A 16,268-nucleotide genomic window follows, 5' to 3' on the forward strand; every position below is an offset into this window, starting at 1 on the left:
TCATCGTTGCAAAAAACCGGTCCTTGTGGCCGGTTTTTTGTTTTCAGGACCGTCCACCTGCCTTTTCCGCTCACTTGGAAAATTCGGCCGCTCCTCCTACACTCTTTCAGGGAGAGCAGGTCTCGATGCCTGCAACAGGAGGGGAGCTTCGGTGAAATATCGCTGGATTTTATTGATGCTTCTCAGCCTCGGTCTCGGTTACGGCGCCGTGACGAGAGGTGGCGGTATCATCGCGGAAAGCTATTTCGGCGAAATGTCCGAGCAGGGTCGCACGACGCTGCGGCTGGCCGTCTCTGCTCTCGGCGGGCTTTTGAACCGTTACGAGCCGCTGCCGGCCCTGATTGCCGATCATGACGACATTGAGGAGCTGGTCGCACATCCCAAGGATGCCGAACTGCGCCAGCGCGCCAATATCTACCTCAAATCCATCAACACCCTGCTGGAATCCTCCGATATCTACATCATCACGCTGGATGGGGAGACCATCGCCGCCAGCAACTATGATGGGCCGACGAGTTTCGTCGGTGAGAATTTCAGCTACCGTCCCTATTTTCAGGATGCCGCCAAGGGCTTCCAGTCACGCTTCTTCGCGCTTGGCACCACTTCCCACAAGCGTGGCTATTATTTTTCAGCGCCCATTCTCTTCAACGAGGAGATCAAGGGCGTCATCGTCTTCAAGGTCGATATTGAAGGCATAGAAGCGTCATTCGGCGATGGTGAGAACCGAATTCTGGTATCGGACCCGGAAGGCATCATCTTCATGACCGGAACGCCGCAATGGCTTTATTCCGGCCTCATGCCGCTGACACCCGAAAGGCTGGCGCGAACCGAGGCTTCCCGCCGCTACGCCAATGCCACCCTTAAGGAATTGCCCCTGAAAAACGGCAATTTCGGTTCGCATCAGCTGATGACCATCAGCCAGGATGACGGTGAAAGGGAATATATGGTCCTGTCGCAGCCGATGCCGGACGCGGGCTGGACAGTCAGCGTGCTGATGGACACGGGTTCGCTCCGAACGCAGGTGAAGACGGCTATGATAGCCATCATCCTCTGCCTCTGCCTGGCGGCCGCCCTCATCGCCGCCATGCTGCAGAGGCGTCGTCGTCTGCGGGAGCGCCTGACCCATCAGGCGGAGGCGCAGGCGGAGCTGGAACGCCGGGTGGAGGAGCGCACGGCCGATCTGGCGCGGGTCAATCAGGAGATCGAGCACGAAATCGCCGAACGCCGCCAGACGGAAAAACAATTGCGCAAGATGCAGAACGATCTGGTGCAGGCGGGCAAGCTAGCAGCGCTCGGGCAGATGTCGGCAGCGTTGTCGCATGAGTTCAACCAGCCGCTTGCAGCCGCCAAGAATTACGCTGAAAACGCCTCGCTTCTCGTGGAGCGGGGACGGCTGGAGGAGGTGACGGAAAACCTCAGGCGCATTTCGGGCCTTATCGACCGTATGGCCTCCATCAGCAAGCATCTCAGGAATTTCGCCCGCAAGCCCAATGAAAAAATGGCCGCGGTAAGTCTGGAAGCCGTCCTTCGCGATACGCTTGAAATCGTCGGTGCGCGGCTGAAGGCCGCCGATGCGGTGCTGGATGTGGATCTCGGCCGGGTGCCGCTTGCCGTGAAGGCCGGCCCGGTGCGGCTGCAGCAGGTGCTCGTCAACATCATCTCAAATGCTGCCGATGCGGTGGAGGGGCGGGAGGATCGCCGCATTGCGCTGCGTGCCGTGCAGCATGGCCAGTCGGTGTCGATTTTCATTCGTGATCGCGGTCCGGGCGTGCCGGCGGCGATTTCAGAACGAATTTTCGATCCTTTCTTCACCACCAAGGGCGTGGGACGCGGCCTCGGTCTTGGCCTGTCCATCTCCTATAACATCATCAAGGATTTTGGCGGCCAGCTCCGTGTCAGAAACCATGACGAGGGCGGGGCTGAGTTCGAGATCGAATTGCCGGCCGCCGCCTGGCGCGTGGAGGCTGCTGCGGAATGACCATGTCGCGGGTTCTGTTGATCGATGATGAGGAAGAACTGCGCTTTTCCACCGCGCAGGCGCTGGAGCTTTCCGGTTTTGCCGTCACCATGCTCGCAAGCGCAGAACATGCGCTCGAACTCATCGGCTACAGCTTCGATGGCGTCGTGGTCAGCGATATCAGGATGCCAGGCATGGATGGCATGACGCTGCTGCAGAAGGTGCGGGAGCTCGATCCTGAAATACCTGTCATCCTGATGACGGGCCACGGCGATGTGCAGCTCGCGGTCAACGCCATGCGCAACGGCGCGTATGATTTCATCGAAAAGCCGTTCACGCCGCAATATCTCGCCGGCATCATCAAAAGGGCGAATGATCGGCGGGCGCTGGTACTGGAAAACCGCCGCCTCAAGGCGGTAGCGGGCAAGCATGACGATCTCGAAACGCGTCTGCCCGGCAGAACCCAGATCATGGTCGATCTGCGGTATCGTATCCGCGCCATCGGTGCGACGGACGCCGATACGCTGATCGTCGGTGATACGGGCGCGGGCAAGGAGGTCGTGGCACGGGCGCTTCACGATATCAGCGCCAGAGCCAACCGGCCCTTCGTGGCGATCAATTGCGCCGCCCTTCCGCAGACACTGATTGAAAGTGAACTATTCGGCCATGAGGCCGGTGCGTTTCCCGGCGCGCTGCGCCCACGCTACGGCAAGTTCGAACATGCCCGCGGCGGCACCATATTGCTGGATGAGATAGGCTCCATGCCCTTCGAATTGCAGGGCCGCTTCCTGCGTGTCTTGCAGGAACGGGTGATTACCCGTCTCGGCTCGAATGAAACGGTCGAACTCGATGTCCGTTTCATCGCCACCAGCAAGGTCGATCTGGAACAGGAAGTCGCGGCTGGCCGGTTCCGCGCCGATCTTCTTTATCGGCTCAACGTGGCGACACTTCTCGTGCCATCGCTCTCGCAGCGCAGCGCAGATATACCGCTACTTTTCCTGCATCTCGTGCGGGAAGCCGCTGCCCGTTACGGGCGGGAAGACACTGAGGTGCCGCAAAGTCTGCTTTCGGCCGTCTCCCTGCGCGAGTGGCCGGGCAATGTGCGTGAATTGCGCAATGCCGCAGACCGCTTCGTTCTCGGTCTGGAAAGCGATGTTTCTGAAGCCTCGCTGCCGTTTCAGGGTGACGGAAAAGCGGCCCTTTCCGCACGGGTCGCGGCTTACGAAAAAAGCCTGATCGCACATGCAATCGCCGCACATGGCGGAAATCTGAAGTCCGTCTATGAGAATCTCGGCATTTCGCGCAAAACGCTCTACGAAAAAATGCAGAAATACGGGCTGCAGCGGCACATGACCGAGGTCTGATGGGTGGATTTCCACCCATGGATGAGCCCCTATGGGTAGAAATCCACCCATTGCCGTTCAGGGACAGCAATAAAAGCGCACCTCACGACAAGACCGCCATTGCTGAACGGCGATCCCGGATCGCAAATATCTCACCCCGGTCGCCATGGAGGAGCATGCGCGGCTGAAGTGGCGAACATTTTCATCCGGGAGGAATCGATGAAAATACTGAAGACAGTCACCGGCCTTGCTGCTGCCGCTGCCGTTTCCCTTTTTGCGCTGTCCGCATCCGCTCAGAACTATCCGGAGCGCAACATCACCATGGTCGTGCCCTTTGCCGCGGGCGGCCCGACGGATACGGTTGCGCGCCTTGTCGCTGAATCCATGTCGAAGGACCTTGGCCAGCAGATCATCGTTGAAAATGTCGGCGGCGCAGGCGGCACGCTGGGTGCTGGTCGTGTGGCATCGTCCGATCCGGACGGCTACACCGTTCTTCTCCACCATATCGGCATGGCCACCAGCGCCACGCTCTACCGCAAGCTCGCCTACGACACGCTGAACGCCTTCGAATATGTCGGCCTCGTTACCGAAGTGCCGATGACCATCCTGTCGCGCAAGAACCTCGAGACGACGGATCTGAAAGGTCTGATCGAATACGCCAAGGCGAACAAGGACAAGGTCACCGTCGCCAATGCCGGCATCGGCGCCGCCTCGCATCTGTGCGGCATGCTGTTCATGAGCGCCATCGAAACCCCGCTCGTCACAGTCCCTTACAAGGGTACGGGCCCGGCCATGACCGATCTGCTCGGCGGCCAGGTAGACATCATGTGCGACCAGACCACCAATACCACCAAGCAGATTCAGGGCGGCACGGTGAAGGCTTACGCCGTAACCACCGCCAAGCGGCTGGATGTGCTGCCTGATGTGCCGACAGTCGTTGAAGCGGGCCTGCCGAAACTCGAGGTCGGCATCTGGCACGGCATTTACACGCCTAAGGGCACGCCTGCCGAAATCAATGAAAAGCTCTCCAAGTCGCTCCAGGCCGCGCTGAAGGACAAGAATGTCGCGGCCCGGTTCGCCGAACTCGGCACGACGCCTTCCCCGGAAAGCGATGCGACGCCTGCGGCGCTGAAGGCCAAGCTCGAAAGCGAAATCGCTCGCTGGAAGCCGGTCATCGAGTCCGCCGGCCAATACGCCGACTGATGGAGCAACGGAATGACCGGCGGCGCTATGCCGCCGGTTTTCTGCTGTCGTTTTAACGCGCGGAACGGTGTGTCGCTGGCCGCAGTGGAGGGGCATCTTTCATGAAGTCGTTTTTTATTGACCCTGCCGAAGCAGCCTGCGGGGCAATTTTCATCGGTTTTGGCGCTTTTTTCGCCTTGCAGTCCTACGGGCTTGATTTGGGAACCACATTCCGCATGGGGCCGGGTTACTTTCCACTCGTTCTCGCCATCGTCTTGATCCTGCTTGGAAGCGTCATATTTCTTCGCGCTACCCGGGTGCAGGGAGACGCCATCGGAGCCATCGCCTGGCGGGGGATCTTTTTCATTCTGCCCGCACCCATCTTTTTCGGCCTCACGGTCCGGGGACTTGGTTTCGTACCGGCACTGTTTTTCAGCGCCCTCATCGCAGCCTTTGCCTCGCACAAGATGAGCCCGCTGATGGCCGTTGCCATTTCCGCGGCCATCACGGTCTTTTCCGTCGCAGTGTTCAACTACGGTCTCGGGCTGCCTTTCCAGCGCTTTGGCCCATGGCTTAACTTTTAAGGTGCCGTGATGGAGCTGTTCAATAATCTCGCACTCGGTTTTTCGACGGCGTCGTCGCTGGAAAACCTGTTTTTCTGCCTCATTGGTGTGCTGCTCGGCACGCTCATCGGCGTGTTGCCTGGCATCGGCGCAACGGCCACCATCGCCATGCTGTTGCCGATCACCTTCCAGCTGGAGCCAGTCTCTTCGCTGATCATGCTCGCCGGCATCTATTACGGCGCGCAATATGGCGGTTCCACCACCGCAATCCTTATCAACATGCCGGGCGAATCCTCCTCCGCCGTCACGGCCATCGATGGGTATCAGATGGCGCGCAAGGGCAAGGCGGGCGCCGCACTCGCCATTGCCGCCATCGGCTCGTTCTTCGCCGGCACGGTTTCCACCTTCCTCGTGGCGATTTTCGCTCCGCCTCTGACGGCGATTGCGCTTGAATTCGGCGCGGCGGAATATTTCTCGCTAATGGTCGTCGGCCTCGTTTCTTCCATTGCGCTTGCCCATGGCTCCATCGTCAAGGCGCTGGCCATGGTGGTGCTGGGCCTGCTGCTGGGTTTGGTCGGCACCGATATCTATAGCGGCACACCGCGTTTCACCCTCGGCATCCGCGAATATGCCGACGGTCTGAACTTCGTGGCCGTGGCCGTCGGCGTCTTCGGTATCGCCGAAATCCTGCGCAATCTCGAAAATGAGCGCACCCGTTCGGTGCTGATCGCCAAGGTCAGCGGCCTGATGCCGACACGGGAGGATTTCAGGAAAATGATCGCGCCGGTGCTGCGCGGCACGGTCATTGGTTCCGCTCTCGGCATTCTTCCGGGCGGCGGCGCGATCCTTGCGGCCTTCGCTTCCTATACGGTGGAAAAACGCGTCTCCAAGAACCCGGAAGAATTCGGGCATGGCGCGGTTGCCGGCGTGGCCGGTCCGGAATCCGCCAACAATGCCGGCGCCCAGACGTCCTTCATCCCGCTGCTCACGCTGGGCATTCCCGCCAATCCGGTGATGGCGCTGATGATCGGCGCGATGATCATTCAGGGTATCGTGCCAGGTCCGAACGTTGCGACTGAACAGCCGGCGCTGTTCTGGGGCATCATTGCCTCCATGTGGATCGGCAACCTGATGCTCGTCATCCTGAACCTGCCGCTGATCGGGCTATGGGTAAAGCTTCTGACGGTGCCCTATTATGTGCTGTTCCCCATCATCATGGCCTTCTGCGCCATCGGGGTCTACAGCGTCAATTCCAACGTCTTCGATCTCTATGCCGTCGCCTTCTTCGGCTTCATCGGTTACGTGCTGGTGAAACTGCGCTGCGAGCCGGCGCCGCTGCTCCTGGGCTTCGTGCTTGGGCCGCTGCTGGAGGAGAACCTGCGCCGCGCCATGATCCTGTCGCGCGGCGATCCGACCACCTTCGTTACCCGGCCGATCAGCGCCACCCTGCTCTTCATTGCTCTGGCCGTGCTGATCGTCGTCTTCCTGCCCAGCGTGAAGAAGAAGCGTGAGGAGGTTTTCGTAGAAGAAGACTGAGGAAAGCCAAGAACTCGGATGCCGGCGATGGAAACATCGCCGGCTTTTTCCGTTTCTGGATCGCCGTGACGAATTCGCTTCACCAAAGCGACATATGGTTGACTCAGGTGCTTTTAGGCCCAAGGAAGGGCTGGAAAGAGAGGTCGATATGACGTCGGAAACCGAAAAAAGGATCATCGCGCTCGAGGAAACGGCCGCGCATCAGGCGAAGGTGATAGAGGAGCTGTCCGATCAGCTGGCAGAACAATGGAAGGTGGTGGAGCAGACCCGCGCCAAGCTCGACCGCCTGACGGAGAGGTTCCTGAGCCTGGAGGAGCAATCGCTGGACGCGCCCGCGATCACTCGACCGCCGCATTATTGACAGGGAAGAGCCAATGAAAAACGAAACCGCCGCGCTGGCCGCCGATATCGTCGATTTCTGGAAGAAGGCCGGACCGGACAAGTGGTTCGACAAGGACGCGGCCTTCGATAACCACTTTCACGACCGTTTCCGCGATGCCCATTTTGCTGCCGCCAGACGCGAATTGGACAAGTGGCTGGAGGGTGCGGAAAGCAGTCTCGCGCTGATGCTTCTGCTGGATCAATTTCCGCGCAACTGCTTTCGCGGCACCGCTCACATGTATGCAACCGACCCGCTGGCGCGGCTCTTTGCCGATGAGGCCATCCGCTGCGGGCATGATCAGGCGGTGGGCGGGGATTTGCGCGTTTTCTTCTACCTGCCCTTTTCCCATGCGGAGGATATCGCCGCCCAGCGGCGTGCCTGCGACCTGAACCAGCCACTTGGCGGGCTTTATCTTCATCATGCCGAAGAACATCGCGATATCATCGAGCGTTTCGGCCGCTTTCCGCATCGCAACGACATTTTGCTGCGGGAAACGACGCCGGAGGAACGGCAATATCTGGAAGAAGGCGGCTTTTCCGGCTGAGTCGGAAATGAAAACGCCGCCAGTCCCGAAGGATGGCGGCGTTCTTAAAGCATGGGGCGGCGACAATCAGCCGTCGAAGAATTCCTTCATCCGGGCGAAGAAGCCCGTCGATTCCGGATTGTTCTCCTTGGAGGAGAGCTGCTCGAACTCCTGCAACAGCTCGCGCTGACGCTTGCTGAGTTTCTGCGGCGTTTCGATCTGAATCTGTATATAGAGGTCGCCCGTCTGCGCCGAACGCAGAACCGGCATTCCCTTACCCTTCAGACGGAACTGTTTGCCCGGCTGGGTTCCTTCCGGAACCGTAACGCGCGATTTGGTGCCGTCGAGCGTCGTGACGTCGAAGGTGCCGCCAAGTGCTGCCGTCGTCATGGAGATCGGTACGGTGCAATAAAGGTCGGCGCCGTCGCGCTGGAAGAATTCATGCGGACGCACGGACAGGAAAATATAAAGATCACCCGCCGGACCGCCACGCATGCCAGCCTCGCCTTCGCCCTGCAGGCGAATGCGGGTGCCGTCCTCGATGCCCGAGGGAATGTTGACGGAAAGCGAACGCTCTTCCGTTACACGGCCCTGACCGTGGCACTTGCCGCAGGGATCGGAGATCGTCTGCCCGCGACCATGGCAGGTGGGGCAGGTGCGTTCCACCGAGAAGAAGCCCTGCGCTGCGCGCACGCGACCGGAACCCTGACAGGTCGCGCAGGTCTTCGGCTGCGTGCCGGGCTTTGCACCCGAACCGGAACAGACATCGCAGGTGATCGAGGTCGGAACCCTGATCTGCGCCGTCTTGCCGGTGAAGGCCTCTTCCAGCGTGATTTCCATATTGTAGCGAAGGTCGGCGCCGCGCTCGCGTCCGCCGGAAGAGCGGCGCGCACGGCCACCGCCCATCATCTCGCCGAAGATGTCTTCGAAAATATCCGAGAAGCCGCCATTGGCAAAACCGCCGCCGCCAAAGCCGCCACCGCCGCCCATGCCGCCGTTTTCAAAGGCCGCGTGGCCGAAACGGTCATAGGCCGCGCGTTTCTGCGGGTCCTTCAACGTTTCGTATGCTTCGTTGATTTCTTTGAATTTCCGTTCGGAATCGGCATCATCAGGGTTTTTGTCCGGATGGTACTTCATCGCGAGTTTGCGGAAGGCGCTTTTCAGCTCTTTTTCGTCCGCGGTCTTGCTGACGCCGAGTGTTTCGTAAAAGTCTGCTTTCGCCATTAAGATAACAAGCCCCGCAAATGGATTTCCGGCTGCACGTCGGCAGCCGGATGTCTTGCATATGGTGTGAGGAGTCGGGAAGTCGCGCTATTATGCGGACTTCTTATCGTCCTTGATTTCTTCATAGTCGGCGTCGACGACGTCGTCCTTGCCTTCTGCAGAAGCATCGCCGGCCTCGGCCTGCTGCGCTTCGTAGATGGCCTGACCGAGCTTCATGGAGACTTCCATGAGGGTCTGGGTCTTCGCCTGAATGTCGTCTGCGTCAGGCTCAGCGGCTTCGACAGCGGTCTTCAGGGCGGCAATGGCGTCTTCGATCGCCTTGCGGTCGGTCTCGGAAACCTTGTCACCATATTCCTTCACCGACTTCTCGGTGGAGTGGATGAGGCTTTCGGCCTGATTCTTGGCTTCCACACCCGCACGACGCTTCTTGTCGGCTTCGGCATTGGCTTCGGCGTCCTTCACCATCTTCTCGATGTCCGCGTCGGAGAGACCGCCGGAAGCCTGGATGCGGATCTGCTGTTCCTTGCCGGTGCCCTTGTCTTTCGCCGAAACCTGCACGATGCCGTTGGCGTCGATATCGAAGGTTACTTCGATCTGCGGAACGCCACGCGGTGCCGGCGGCAGGCCGACGAGGTCGAACTGGCCGAGCAGCTTGTTGTCCTGGGCCATTTCACGCTCGCCCTGCGAGACGCGGATGGTCACGGCAGACTGGTTGTCTTCGGCGGTCGAGAAGGTCTGGCTCTTCTTGGTCGGGATCGTCGTGTTGCGATCAATCAGACGGGTGAAGACGCCACCCAGCGTTTCGATGCCGAGCGACAGCGGGGTCACGTCGAGCAGCAGAACGTCCTTGACGTCGCCCTGCAGAACGCCGGCCTGGATGGCGGCGCCCATGGCGACCACTTCATCCGGATTCACACCCTTGTGCGGCTCCTTGCCGAACAGCTGCTTGACGACTTCCTGTACCTTCGGCATGCGGCTCATGCCACCGACGAGAACGACTTCGTCGATCTCGGAAGCGGAGACGCCGGCATCCTTGAGCGCTGCCTTGCACGGCGCAACGGTGCGCTGCACGAGGTCATCGACCAAGCTTTCGAACTTGGCGCGGGTCAGCTTCAGCGTCAGGTGCTTTGGACCGGAGGCGTCAGCCGTGATGAACGGCAGGTTGATTTCGGTCTGCTGCGAGGACGACAGCTCGATCTTCGCCTTTTCGGCTGCTTCCTTCAGGCGCTGCAGGGCAAGCTTGTCGTTCTTCAGGTCGATGCCCTGATCCTTCTTGAACTCGCCGGCCAGATATTCCACCAGACGCATGTCGAAGTCTTCACCGCCAAGGAAGGTATCGCCATTGGTGGACTTCACTTCGAAGACGCCGTCGCCGATTTCCAGCACGGAAATATCGAAGGTGCCGCCGCCAAGGTCGTAAACGGCAATCGTCTTGCCGTCCTTCTTGTCGAGGCCATAGGCGAGTGCCGCCGCAGTCGGCTCGTTGATGATGCGCAGAACATCCAGACCGGCGATGCGGCCGGCATCCTTGGTTGCCTGACGCTGGGCGTCGTTGAAGTAGGCAGGAACCGTGATAACGGCCTTCTCGACCTTTTCGCCGAGATAGGATTCAGCCGTTTCCTTCATCTTCTGAAGGATCATCGCGGAAATCTGCGAAGGGGAATAGGGCTTGTCCTGCGCCTTCACCCATGCGTCGCCATTGTCACCCTTGACGATTTCAAAGGGGACCAGAGCCTTGTCCTTTTCGACAGTCGGGTCTTCATAACGGCGGCCGATCAGGCGCTTGACCGCAAACAAGGTGTTGGTCGGGTTGGTGACCGCCTGTCGCTTGGCCGGCTGGCCGACAAGGCGCTCGCCATCGTCGGAAAATGCCACCATGGACGGCGTGGTACGCGCGCCTTCCGCGTTTTCAATTACTTTCGTGTCCTTGCCGTCCATCACTGCGACGCAGGAATTGGTCGTGCCAAGGTCGATACCGATTACTTTTGCCATGCTCTTCTCTCCTTGAAGCGAGCTGCCGGAACCCCGTGAGGCATTCTTGTGGCAACTCCTTGACTTGGATTTGCAGCCTTCGCTGCTGTTATGCGGCGTATATAAGGAGCGATTTTTCCTGCTGCAAGGCGCAAGACAGGGGGAAGCGCAGCAAAAAAGCGCAGGAAACCCCTGTCTGTGCAGAAGCATAGCCATCACGGCTTGCGGAAGCGAGAAAACGCGGCTCGGGCTCTACACGGCGCTGCCGGTCGGCATCGCGGCGAGCGACCCATTGAGACTGGCTTTTAACGGTATTAGGGTGGGGTGAAATGGCGGACAGGGTGGGATTCGAACCCACGGTACGCTTTCACGCACACACGCGTTCCAGGCGTGCGCCTTAAACCACTCGGCCACCTGTCCTTTTTCAAATCTGCATGTTTTGAAGAATGCAAATCACTGGAACGGCGCGATATATACCGATGAATTCGCAGGGATCAACACGAATCTGACAGTTTTTTGAAATGTCGGCAATTTCCTGTGTTCCGATGCGATTGCAAACCGGTTTTCCCGCCTTTATCGATGCATTATAGATTTCAAAATATCGCTGTCTGACCGGCAGATCGTAAACGAGGTGTCCCTGATGAAAGCTTTTTTGCGGTTTTTGAGCTTTCTTTTCCTCGTGGCGGCGGTTTTTCTGGGTGTGCTCGATTCGGTCCGCTCGGTTTCCACCTCCTCGGTCAACATCACCGGCATCCTGTCCGTCTGGAACTATCTGCTTCCTGCCTCGCGCACCATGGTGGAAGCGGCCATGGCTCACTATATTCACCCTGAAGCGTGGCGCTTCATTGAAAATGCCCTGTCGGCGGTGCCCGCATTTGCCGTTTCCCTGGCGCTTTCCCTGCTCTGCTGGATGGCGGGTTACAGGAAACACAAGGCGATGAGGCGTTTATCGGCCTGACTTGTATCTGTCGAAATGGGCGCCCGCAGACGTGAACCATGAGAAGCGGCGGAACTGGCCGCATGGAGGACCGAATGTTCCTGTTCGATACGCTTTCAAAAAAAACGACGATGCCGACCGAAGAAACCGCCTTGCCCGGCCGTGAAGAGGCGCTTGCGGTGCCGGAAGCCCATTTCGTCAATGGCCGGCCTTTGAAGGGGCCTTATCCGGATGGTCTTGAAACCATCTATCTCGGCATGGGCTGCTTCTGGGGTGCGGAACGATTGTTCTGGAAAACGCCGGGCGTGTGGGTGACAGCGGTGGGTTATGCCGGCGGCTTCACCCGCAACCCCACCTATCAGGAGACGACCACGGGCCAGACGGGCCACGCCGAAGTGGTCAAGGTTGTCTACGATCCGGCCGTGATCTCGCTCCCGGGCCTGCTGAAGATATTCTTCGAGGAGCATGATCCGACACAAGGGATGCGCCAGGGCAACGATGTCGGCACGACCTATCGTTCCGCCATTTACGCGACGACGGAAGGGCAGTTGCAGCAGGCGCAGAAGGCGAGCGATGCTTTTCAACAGGCTTTGGACGAGGCCGGCCATGGCAGCGCCATCACCACCGAGATCGGGCCGCTTGAAAAGTTTTATTACGCTGAAGACTACCATCAGCAATATCTTGCCAAGAACCCGGGCGGCTACTGCGGCCTGAGGGGAACCGGCGTAAGCTGCAATATCGACTAGATTTTTTGCAGGTCGCCCCGGTGGAAAGACCAAAAAAGCGCCAGAATAAAGTTTTTCCACCGGGTCAAAAAAACCGGATGAATTTTTCATTGAGCCATGCAAGGATATGAGGCAAGCACAGCCGGGAAACGGCTGGCGGTTCCGCAGACATTCCCGGTCAACGGGATTGCGGGAGGACCCTTATAATATCAATTGCAACAACAGGGCTGCACAATGAAAAAATCCCTTCTGACGCTTTTTGCGCTTGCCGCAATGTCGGCTTCCGCGCTCGCCGCGGATATCAAGCCGGCGCTGGTCTATGGCACGGGCGGCAAGTTCGACAAGTCGTTCAACGAGGCCGCTGCGGCCGGCGCTGAAAAGTTCAAGGCGGAAACGGGCATCGAGTTCCGCGATTTCGAGCCGACCAGCGACACGCAGGGCGAACAGGCCATCCGCAACTTCGCCAGCAAGGGCTTCAACCCGGTCGTTGCCGTGTCTTTTGCCTGGACCTCGGCCATGGAAAAGGTCGCCGCCGAATTCCCCGACACCAAGTTCGTCATCGTCGATTCCGTCGTCGAGCTGCCGAATGTTCGCTCCGTCGTATACAAGGAGCACGAAGGCTCCTATCTCGTCGGTCTTCTGGCCGGCATGGCCTCCAAGACCGGCAAGGTCGGCTTCATCGGCGGCATGGATATTCCGCTGATCCGTAAGTTCGCCTGTGGTTATGCGCAGGGCGCCAAGGCGGCCAACGACAAGATCGAAGTCTTCCAGAACATGACCGGCACCACGGGTGCTGCCTGGAACGATCCGGTGCGCGGCGGCGAACTCACCAAGAACCAGATCGACCAGGGTGCGGACGTGATTTACGCGGCAGCCGGTGCGACCGGTATCGGCGTGCTGCAGACCGCCGCCGACAACAAGAAGTTCTCGATCGGCGTCGATTCCAACCAGAACCACCTGCATCCGGGTTCGGTTCTGACCTCCATGGTCAAGCGCGTCGATCTGGCCGTCTACAATGCCTACAAGGATGCCAAGGACGACAAGTTCACCCCCGGCATCGTTGCGCTCGGCGTCAAGGAAGATGGCGTCGCCTACGCGGTCGACGACAACAACAAGGCCCTGATCACGCCGGAAATGACCGCCGCCGTGGACAAGGCGAAGGCCGATATCATCTCCGGCGCCGTCAAGGTTCATGACTATATGGCGGATAATTCCTGCCCGAAATGATATGATATGCACGGGGGCGCATGATGTTTTTCATCTTGCGCCCTTTTCATATCCAGCCTTCGGAGAGGTTTCGGTTTGAGTATGGACCCTGCAATCGAACTGGTGGGCATCGACAAGAAATTCGGTGCCGTTCACGCCAACAAGAATATCAATCTGACCGTCGCCAAGGGCACGATCCACGGCATTATCGGGGAAAACGGTGCCGGGAAATCGACCCTGATGTCGATCCTCTATGGCTTTTACCAGGCGGACGCCGGTGAAATCCGGGTGAATGGCACGCCCGTCGCGATCCGTGACAGCCAGACGGCCATCAATGCCGGCATCGGCATGGTGCATCAGCACTTCATGTTGGTGGAAAATTTCACCGTGCTGGAAAACGTCATGCTCGGCGCAGAAGGCGGCGCATCGCTCGCCAAGGGCCGGGCGGCGGCCCGCAAGGAGTTGCAGCGCCTAGAGGACGATTACGGTCTGGAAGTCGATCCGGATGCGGTCATCGAGGAATTGCCGGTCGGTCTGCAGCAGCGCGTCGAAATCCTCAAAGCCATGTATCGTGGCGCCGAAATCCTGATCCTCGATGAGCCGACCGGCGTTCTGACGCCGGCCGAGGCCGATCACCTTTTCAAGATTCTCGGCGTCCTGCGCGAGCAGGGCAAGACCGTCATCCTCATCACCCATAAGCTGCGCGAAATCATGGCGATCACGGATTCCGTCTCCGTCATGCGCCGCGGTGAAATGGTCGCGACCTGCAAGACCTCCGAAACCAGCGTCGAGGAACTGGCCGAACTGATGGTTGGCCGCCGCGTGCTGCTCAGGGTGGAAAAGGGCGAGACGACGCCGGGCGATGTTCTGCTCTCCATCCGCAATCTGACTGTCAAGGACAGTCGCGGCGTCACCATGGTGGATGATGTCTCGCTCGATGTCCGTGCCGGTGAAATCGTCGGCATTGCCGGCGTGGCGGGCAATGGTCAGTCGGAGCTGCTCGAAGCCATCGCGGGCATCCGCAAGCCCCATTCGGGCGAGATATGGGTGGATGGCCAGAAGGTCGACCGACCCGATCCGGCCATTCTGCGCAGGCTCGGCCTCGCGCATATCCCGGAAGACCGCCACCATATGGGGCTGGTACTGAAATTCGAGGAATATGAGAACTCCATCCTCGGTTATCACCATGATGAGCGTTATGGCAAAGGGCCTTTCCTCAACCCCGAGGCCATCCGCAGGGATGCGGTCGAAAAGATCGAGAAATACGACATTCGCCCGCCAAATCCGCAGTTGAAGACCGCCAATTTTTCCGGCGGCAATCAGCAGAAGATCGTCGTCGCCCGCGAAATCGAGCGCGATCCCAAGATGCTGATCATCGGTCAGCCGACCCGCGGCGTGGATATCGGCGCCATCGAATTCATCCATCGCCGTATCATTGAAATGCGCGATGCCGGTAAGGCGATTTTGCTGGTTTCTGTCGAACTCGATGAAATCCGTTCCCTTTCGGATCGGATCATGGTCATGTTCGCCGGCCGTGTCGTTGGAGAAAAAACGGCGGAAGCCGAAGAACAGACGCTGGGCCTGATGATGGCCGGCATCGCCGCATGAGGCATGAATGAGCACCGCTTCCGTACCCCTACCAAACTGGATCAGCTACGGCCTGCTGCCGTTGCTGAACGTTGTTACTGCCTTTCTGATTTCCGGCCTCGTTGTCTGGTCCATCGGGGAAAGCCCGCTGGCGGCGCTGCGCCTGCTCATCGAAGGTGCGCTTGGCCGTGGCGATGCTATCGGCTTCACGCTGTTCTATACGACGAGCTTCATCTTCACCGGCCTTTCCGTCGCCGTGGCCTTCCATGCCGGCCTCTTCAATATCGGCTCCGAAGGTCAGGCCTATATTGGCGGTCTGGGTGCGGCGCTGGTGGCGCTGGCGCTTGATCGTTACGTGCCGTGGTATGTGACGATGCCTTTCGCCGTCATCGGTGCCGCGCTTTTCGGCGCGGCCTGGGCCTTCATTCCGGCATGGTTGCAGGCAAAACGCGGCAGCCACGTCGTCATCACCACCATCATGTTCAACTTCATCGCAGCTGCACTGATGGTCTATCTGCTGGTGAATGTGCTGATCGTGCCGGGCAAGATGGCGCCGGAAACGCGCACCTTCCTGCCGGGCGGGCAATTGCCGAAATTGGACTGGCTGATGGCGCTGTTCGGCCTCAAGCTCGGGCCGGCGCCGTTCAACGTCTCCTTCATCATCGCGCTGGTCATGTGTTTCCTCGTCTGGGTGCTGATCTGGCGCACCAAGCTCGGTTATGAGATGCGCACGCTCGGCATCAGCCCGTCGGCCGCCATCTATGCCGGCATTCCCTATGCGCGCACGGTCATCATCGCCATGCTGATTTCCGGCGGTCTGGCGGGCATGATGGCGCTGAACCCGGTCATGGGCGCTTCCGCCCGCCTGCAGGTGGAATTTGTCGGCGGTGCTGGCTTCGTGGGCATCGCCGTGTCGCTGATGGGGCGAAGCCATCCGCTCGGCATCATCTTCGCGGCATTGCTGTTCGGTATTCTCTATCAGGGCGGTGCGGATCTTTCTTTCGAGATGCCGAACATTACCCGCGAGATGATCGTGGTCATTCAGGGTCTGGTGATCCTGTTTGCCGGCGCGCTGGAATATATGTACCGGCCGGCGGTCGTCCGCATCTACCAGCGTTTGGCAAAGGGGTGA

14 protein-coding genes and 1 tRNA gene are annotated in these 16,268 nt (G+C 59.3%); 12 read left to right on the forward strand and 3 right to left on the reverse strand.

Features of this window, described 5'->3' with window-relative positions; genetic code table 11:
- Positions 1-175: 175 nt before the first annotated feature.
- The 7 genes from AGR7B_RS00245 (at position 176) to AGR7B_RS00280 (ending at position 7,507) form a co-directional block, all read left to right on the forward strand.
- Positions 176-1,978, forward strand: a complete 1,803-nt coding sequence (locus AGR7B_RS00245) for a sensor histidine kinase (protein WP_065654778.1) — start codon at positions 176-178, stop codon at positions 1,976-1,978.
- Positions 1,975-3,321 (forward strand): sigma-54-dependent transcriptional regulator, encoded by a 1,347-nt coding sequence (locus tag AGR7B_RS00250; RefSeq protein ID WP_080855758.1) that lies wholly within the window; start codon positions 1,975-1,977, stop codon positions 3,319-3,321. The genes AGR7B_RS00245 and AGR7B_RS00250 overlap by 4 nt, the downstream gene beginning before the upstream one ends.
- A 198-nt stretch (positions 3,322-3,519) precedes the next feature.
- Positions 3,520-4,503 carry a tripartite tricarboxylate transporter substrate-binding protein gene (locus AGR7B_RS00260; protein ID WP_065654776.1) on the forward strand — a complete coding sequence of 328 codons (984 nt, stop codon included), beginning with the start codon at positions 3,520-3,522 and terminating at the stop codon, positions 4,501-4,503.
- A gap of 101 nt (positions 4,504-4,604) precedes the next feature.
- Complete coding sequence (locus AGR7B_RS00265) at positions 4,605-5,066, forward strand: tripartite tricarboxylate transporter TctB family protein (RefSeq protein WP_065654775.1); 462 nt, start codon at positions 4,605-4,607, stop codon at positions 5,064-5,066.
- A 9-nt stretch (positions 5,067-5,075) separates the two neighbouring features.
- On the forward strand, positions 5,076-6,581 hold the full coding sequence (locus tag AGR7B_RS00270; protein ID WP_065654774.1) for a tripartite tricarboxylate transporter permease: 1,506 nt from the start codon (positions 5,076-5,078) through the stop codon (positions 6,579-6,581).
- 148 nt (positions 6,582-6,729) lie between these two features.
- Entirely contained in the window at positions 6,730-6,942 is a 213-nt protein-coding gene (locus AGR7B_RS00275; RefSeq protein ID WP_059759493.1) for a SlyX family protein, read from the forward strand.
- Positions 6,943-6,955: 13 nt separating this feature from the next.
- A complete protein-coding gene (locus AGR7B_RS00280; protein WP_080855759.1) occupies positions 6,956-7,507 on the forward strand; it encodes a DUF924 family protein in 552 nt (183 codons plus the stop codon).
- A gap of 66 nt (positions 7,508-7,573) precedes the next feature.
- Here AGR7B_RS00280 and dnaJ read toward each other — a convergent pair whose 3' ends face one another.
- From dnaJ to AGR7B_RS00300, 3 genes are all read right to left on the reverse strand, one after another.
- Complete coding sequence (dnaJ, locus tag AGR7B_RS00285) at positions 7,574-8,710, reverse strand: molecular chaperone DnaJ (protein ID WP_004439156.1); 1,137 nt, start codon at positions 8,708-8,710, stop codon at positions 7,574-7,576.
- 90 nt (positions 8,711-8,800) lie between these two features.
- On the reverse strand, positions 8,801-10,702 hold the full coding sequence (gene dnaK, locus AGR7B_RS00290; protein ID WP_065654771.1) for a molecular chaperone DnaK: 1,902 nt from the start codon (positions 10,700-10,702) through the stop codon (positions 8,801-8,803).
- A gap of 309 nt (positions 10,703-11,011) precedes the next feature.
- Positions 11,012-11,101 (reverse strand) — tRNA-Ser (locus AGR7B_RS00300).
- 220 nt (positions 11,102-11,321) lie between these two features.
- Between AGR7B_RS00300 and AGR7B_RS00305 the strand changes: the two genes are divergently transcribed.
- The 5 genes from AGR7B_RS00305 to AGR7B_RS00325 all read left to right on the forward strand — a co-directional run bounded on the left by AGR7B_RS00305 (position 11,322) and on the right by AGR7B_RS00325 (position 16,268).
- Complete coding sequence (locus AGR7B_RS00305) at positions 11,322-11,639, forward strand: hypothetical protein (RefSeq protein ID WP_003524345.1); 318 nt, start codon at positions 11,322-11,324, stop codon at positions 11,637-11,639.
- A 74-nt stretch (positions 11,640-11,713) separates the two neighbouring features.
- A complete protein-coding gene (gene msrA / locus AGR7B_RS00310) occupies positions 11,714-12,364 on the forward strand; it encodes a peptide-methionine (S)-S-oxide reductase MsrA (protein WP_065654769.1) in 651 nt (216 codons plus the stop codon).
- A 213-nt stretch (positions 12,365-12,577) separates the two neighbouring features.
- Complete coding sequence (locus tag AGR7B_RS00315; RefSeq protein WP_003524348.1) at positions 12,578-13,570, forward strand: BMP family lipoprotein; 993 nt, start codon at positions 12,578-12,580, stop codon at positions 13,568-13,570.
- Positions 13,571-13,651: 81 nt separating this feature from the next.
- Positions 13,652-15,157 (forward strand): ABC transporter ATP-binding protein, encoded by a 1,506-nt coding sequence (locus tag AGR7B_RS00320; RefSeq protein WP_080855761.1) that lies wholly within the window; start codon positions 13,652-13,654, stop codon positions 15,155-15,157.
- A 7-nt stretch (positions 15,158-15,164) separates the two neighbouring features.
- Entirely contained in the window at positions 15,165-16,268 is a 1,104-nt protein-coding gene (locus tag AGR7B_RS00325) for an ABC transporter permease (RefSeq protein WP_003524352.1), read from the forward strand.

The sequence above is a fragment of the Agrobacterium deltaense RV3 genome, from assembly GCF_900013505.1.
Classification (GTDB): domain Bacteria; phylum Pseudomonadota; class Alphaproteobacteria; order Rhizobiales; family Rhizobiaceae; genus Agrobacterium; species Agrobacterium leguminum.

Excerpts from the sequence above, each read along its gene's own strand:
- AGR7B_RS00245 (WP_065654778.1), top strand. The coding sequence starts at position 176 with ATGCTTCTCAGCCTCGGTCTCGGTTACGGCGCCGTGACGAGAGGTGGC.
- AGR7B_RS00250 (WP_080855758.1), top strand. The coding sequence starts at position 1,975 with ATGACCATGTCGCGGGTTCTGTTGATCGATGATGAGGAAGAACTGCGC.
- AGR7B_RS00260 (WP_065654776.1), top strand. The coding sequence starts at position 3,520 with ATGAAAATACTGAAGACAGTCACCGGCCTTGCTGCTGCCGCTGCCGTT.
- AGR7B_RS00265 (WP_065654775.1), top strand. The coding sequence starts at position 4,605 with ATGAAGTCGTTTTTTATTGACCCTGCCGAAGCAGCCTGCGGGGCAATT.
- AGR7B_RS00270 (WP_065654774.1), top strand. The coding sequence starts at position 5,076 with ATGGAGCTGTTCAATAATCTCGCACTCGGTTTTTCGACGGCGTCGTCG.
- AGR7B_RS00275 (WP_059759493.1), top strand. The coding sequence starts at position 6,730 with ATGACGTCGGAAACCGAAAAAAGGATCATCGCGCTCGAGGAAACGGCC.
- AGR7B_RS00280 (WP_080855759.1), top strand. The coding sequence starts at position 6,956 with ATGAAAAACGAAACCGCCGCGCTGGCCGCCGATATCGTCGATTTCTGG.
- dnaJ (WP_004439156.1), bottom strand. The coding sequence starts at position 8,710 with ATGGCGAAAGCAGACTTTTACGAAACACTCGGCGTCAGCAAGACCGCG.
- dnaK (WP_065654771.1), bottom strand. The coding sequence starts at position 10,702 with ATGGCAAAAGTAATCGGTATCGACCTTGGCACGACCAATTCCTGCGTC.
- AGR7B_RS00305 (WP_003524345.1), top strand. The coding sequence starts at position 11,322 with ATGAAAGCTTTTTTGCGGTTTTTGAGCTTTCTTTTCCTCGTGGCGGCG.
- msrA (WP_065654769.1), top strand. The coding sequence starts at position 11,714 with ATGTTCCTGTTCGATACGCTTTCAAAAAAAACGACGATGCCGACCGAA.
- AGR7B_RS00315 (WP_003524348.1), top strand. The coding sequence starts at position 12,578 with ATGAAAAAATCCCTTCTGACGCTTTTTGCGCTTGCCGCAATGTCGGCT.
- AGR7B_RS00320 (WP_080855761.1), top strand. The coding sequence starts at position 13,652 with ATGGACCCTGCAATCGAACTGGTGGGCATCGACAAGAAATTCGGTGCC.
- AGR7B_RS00325 (WP_003524352.1), top strand. The coding sequence starts at position 15,165 with ATGAGCACCGCTTCCGTACCCCTACCAAACTGGATCAGCTACGGCCTG.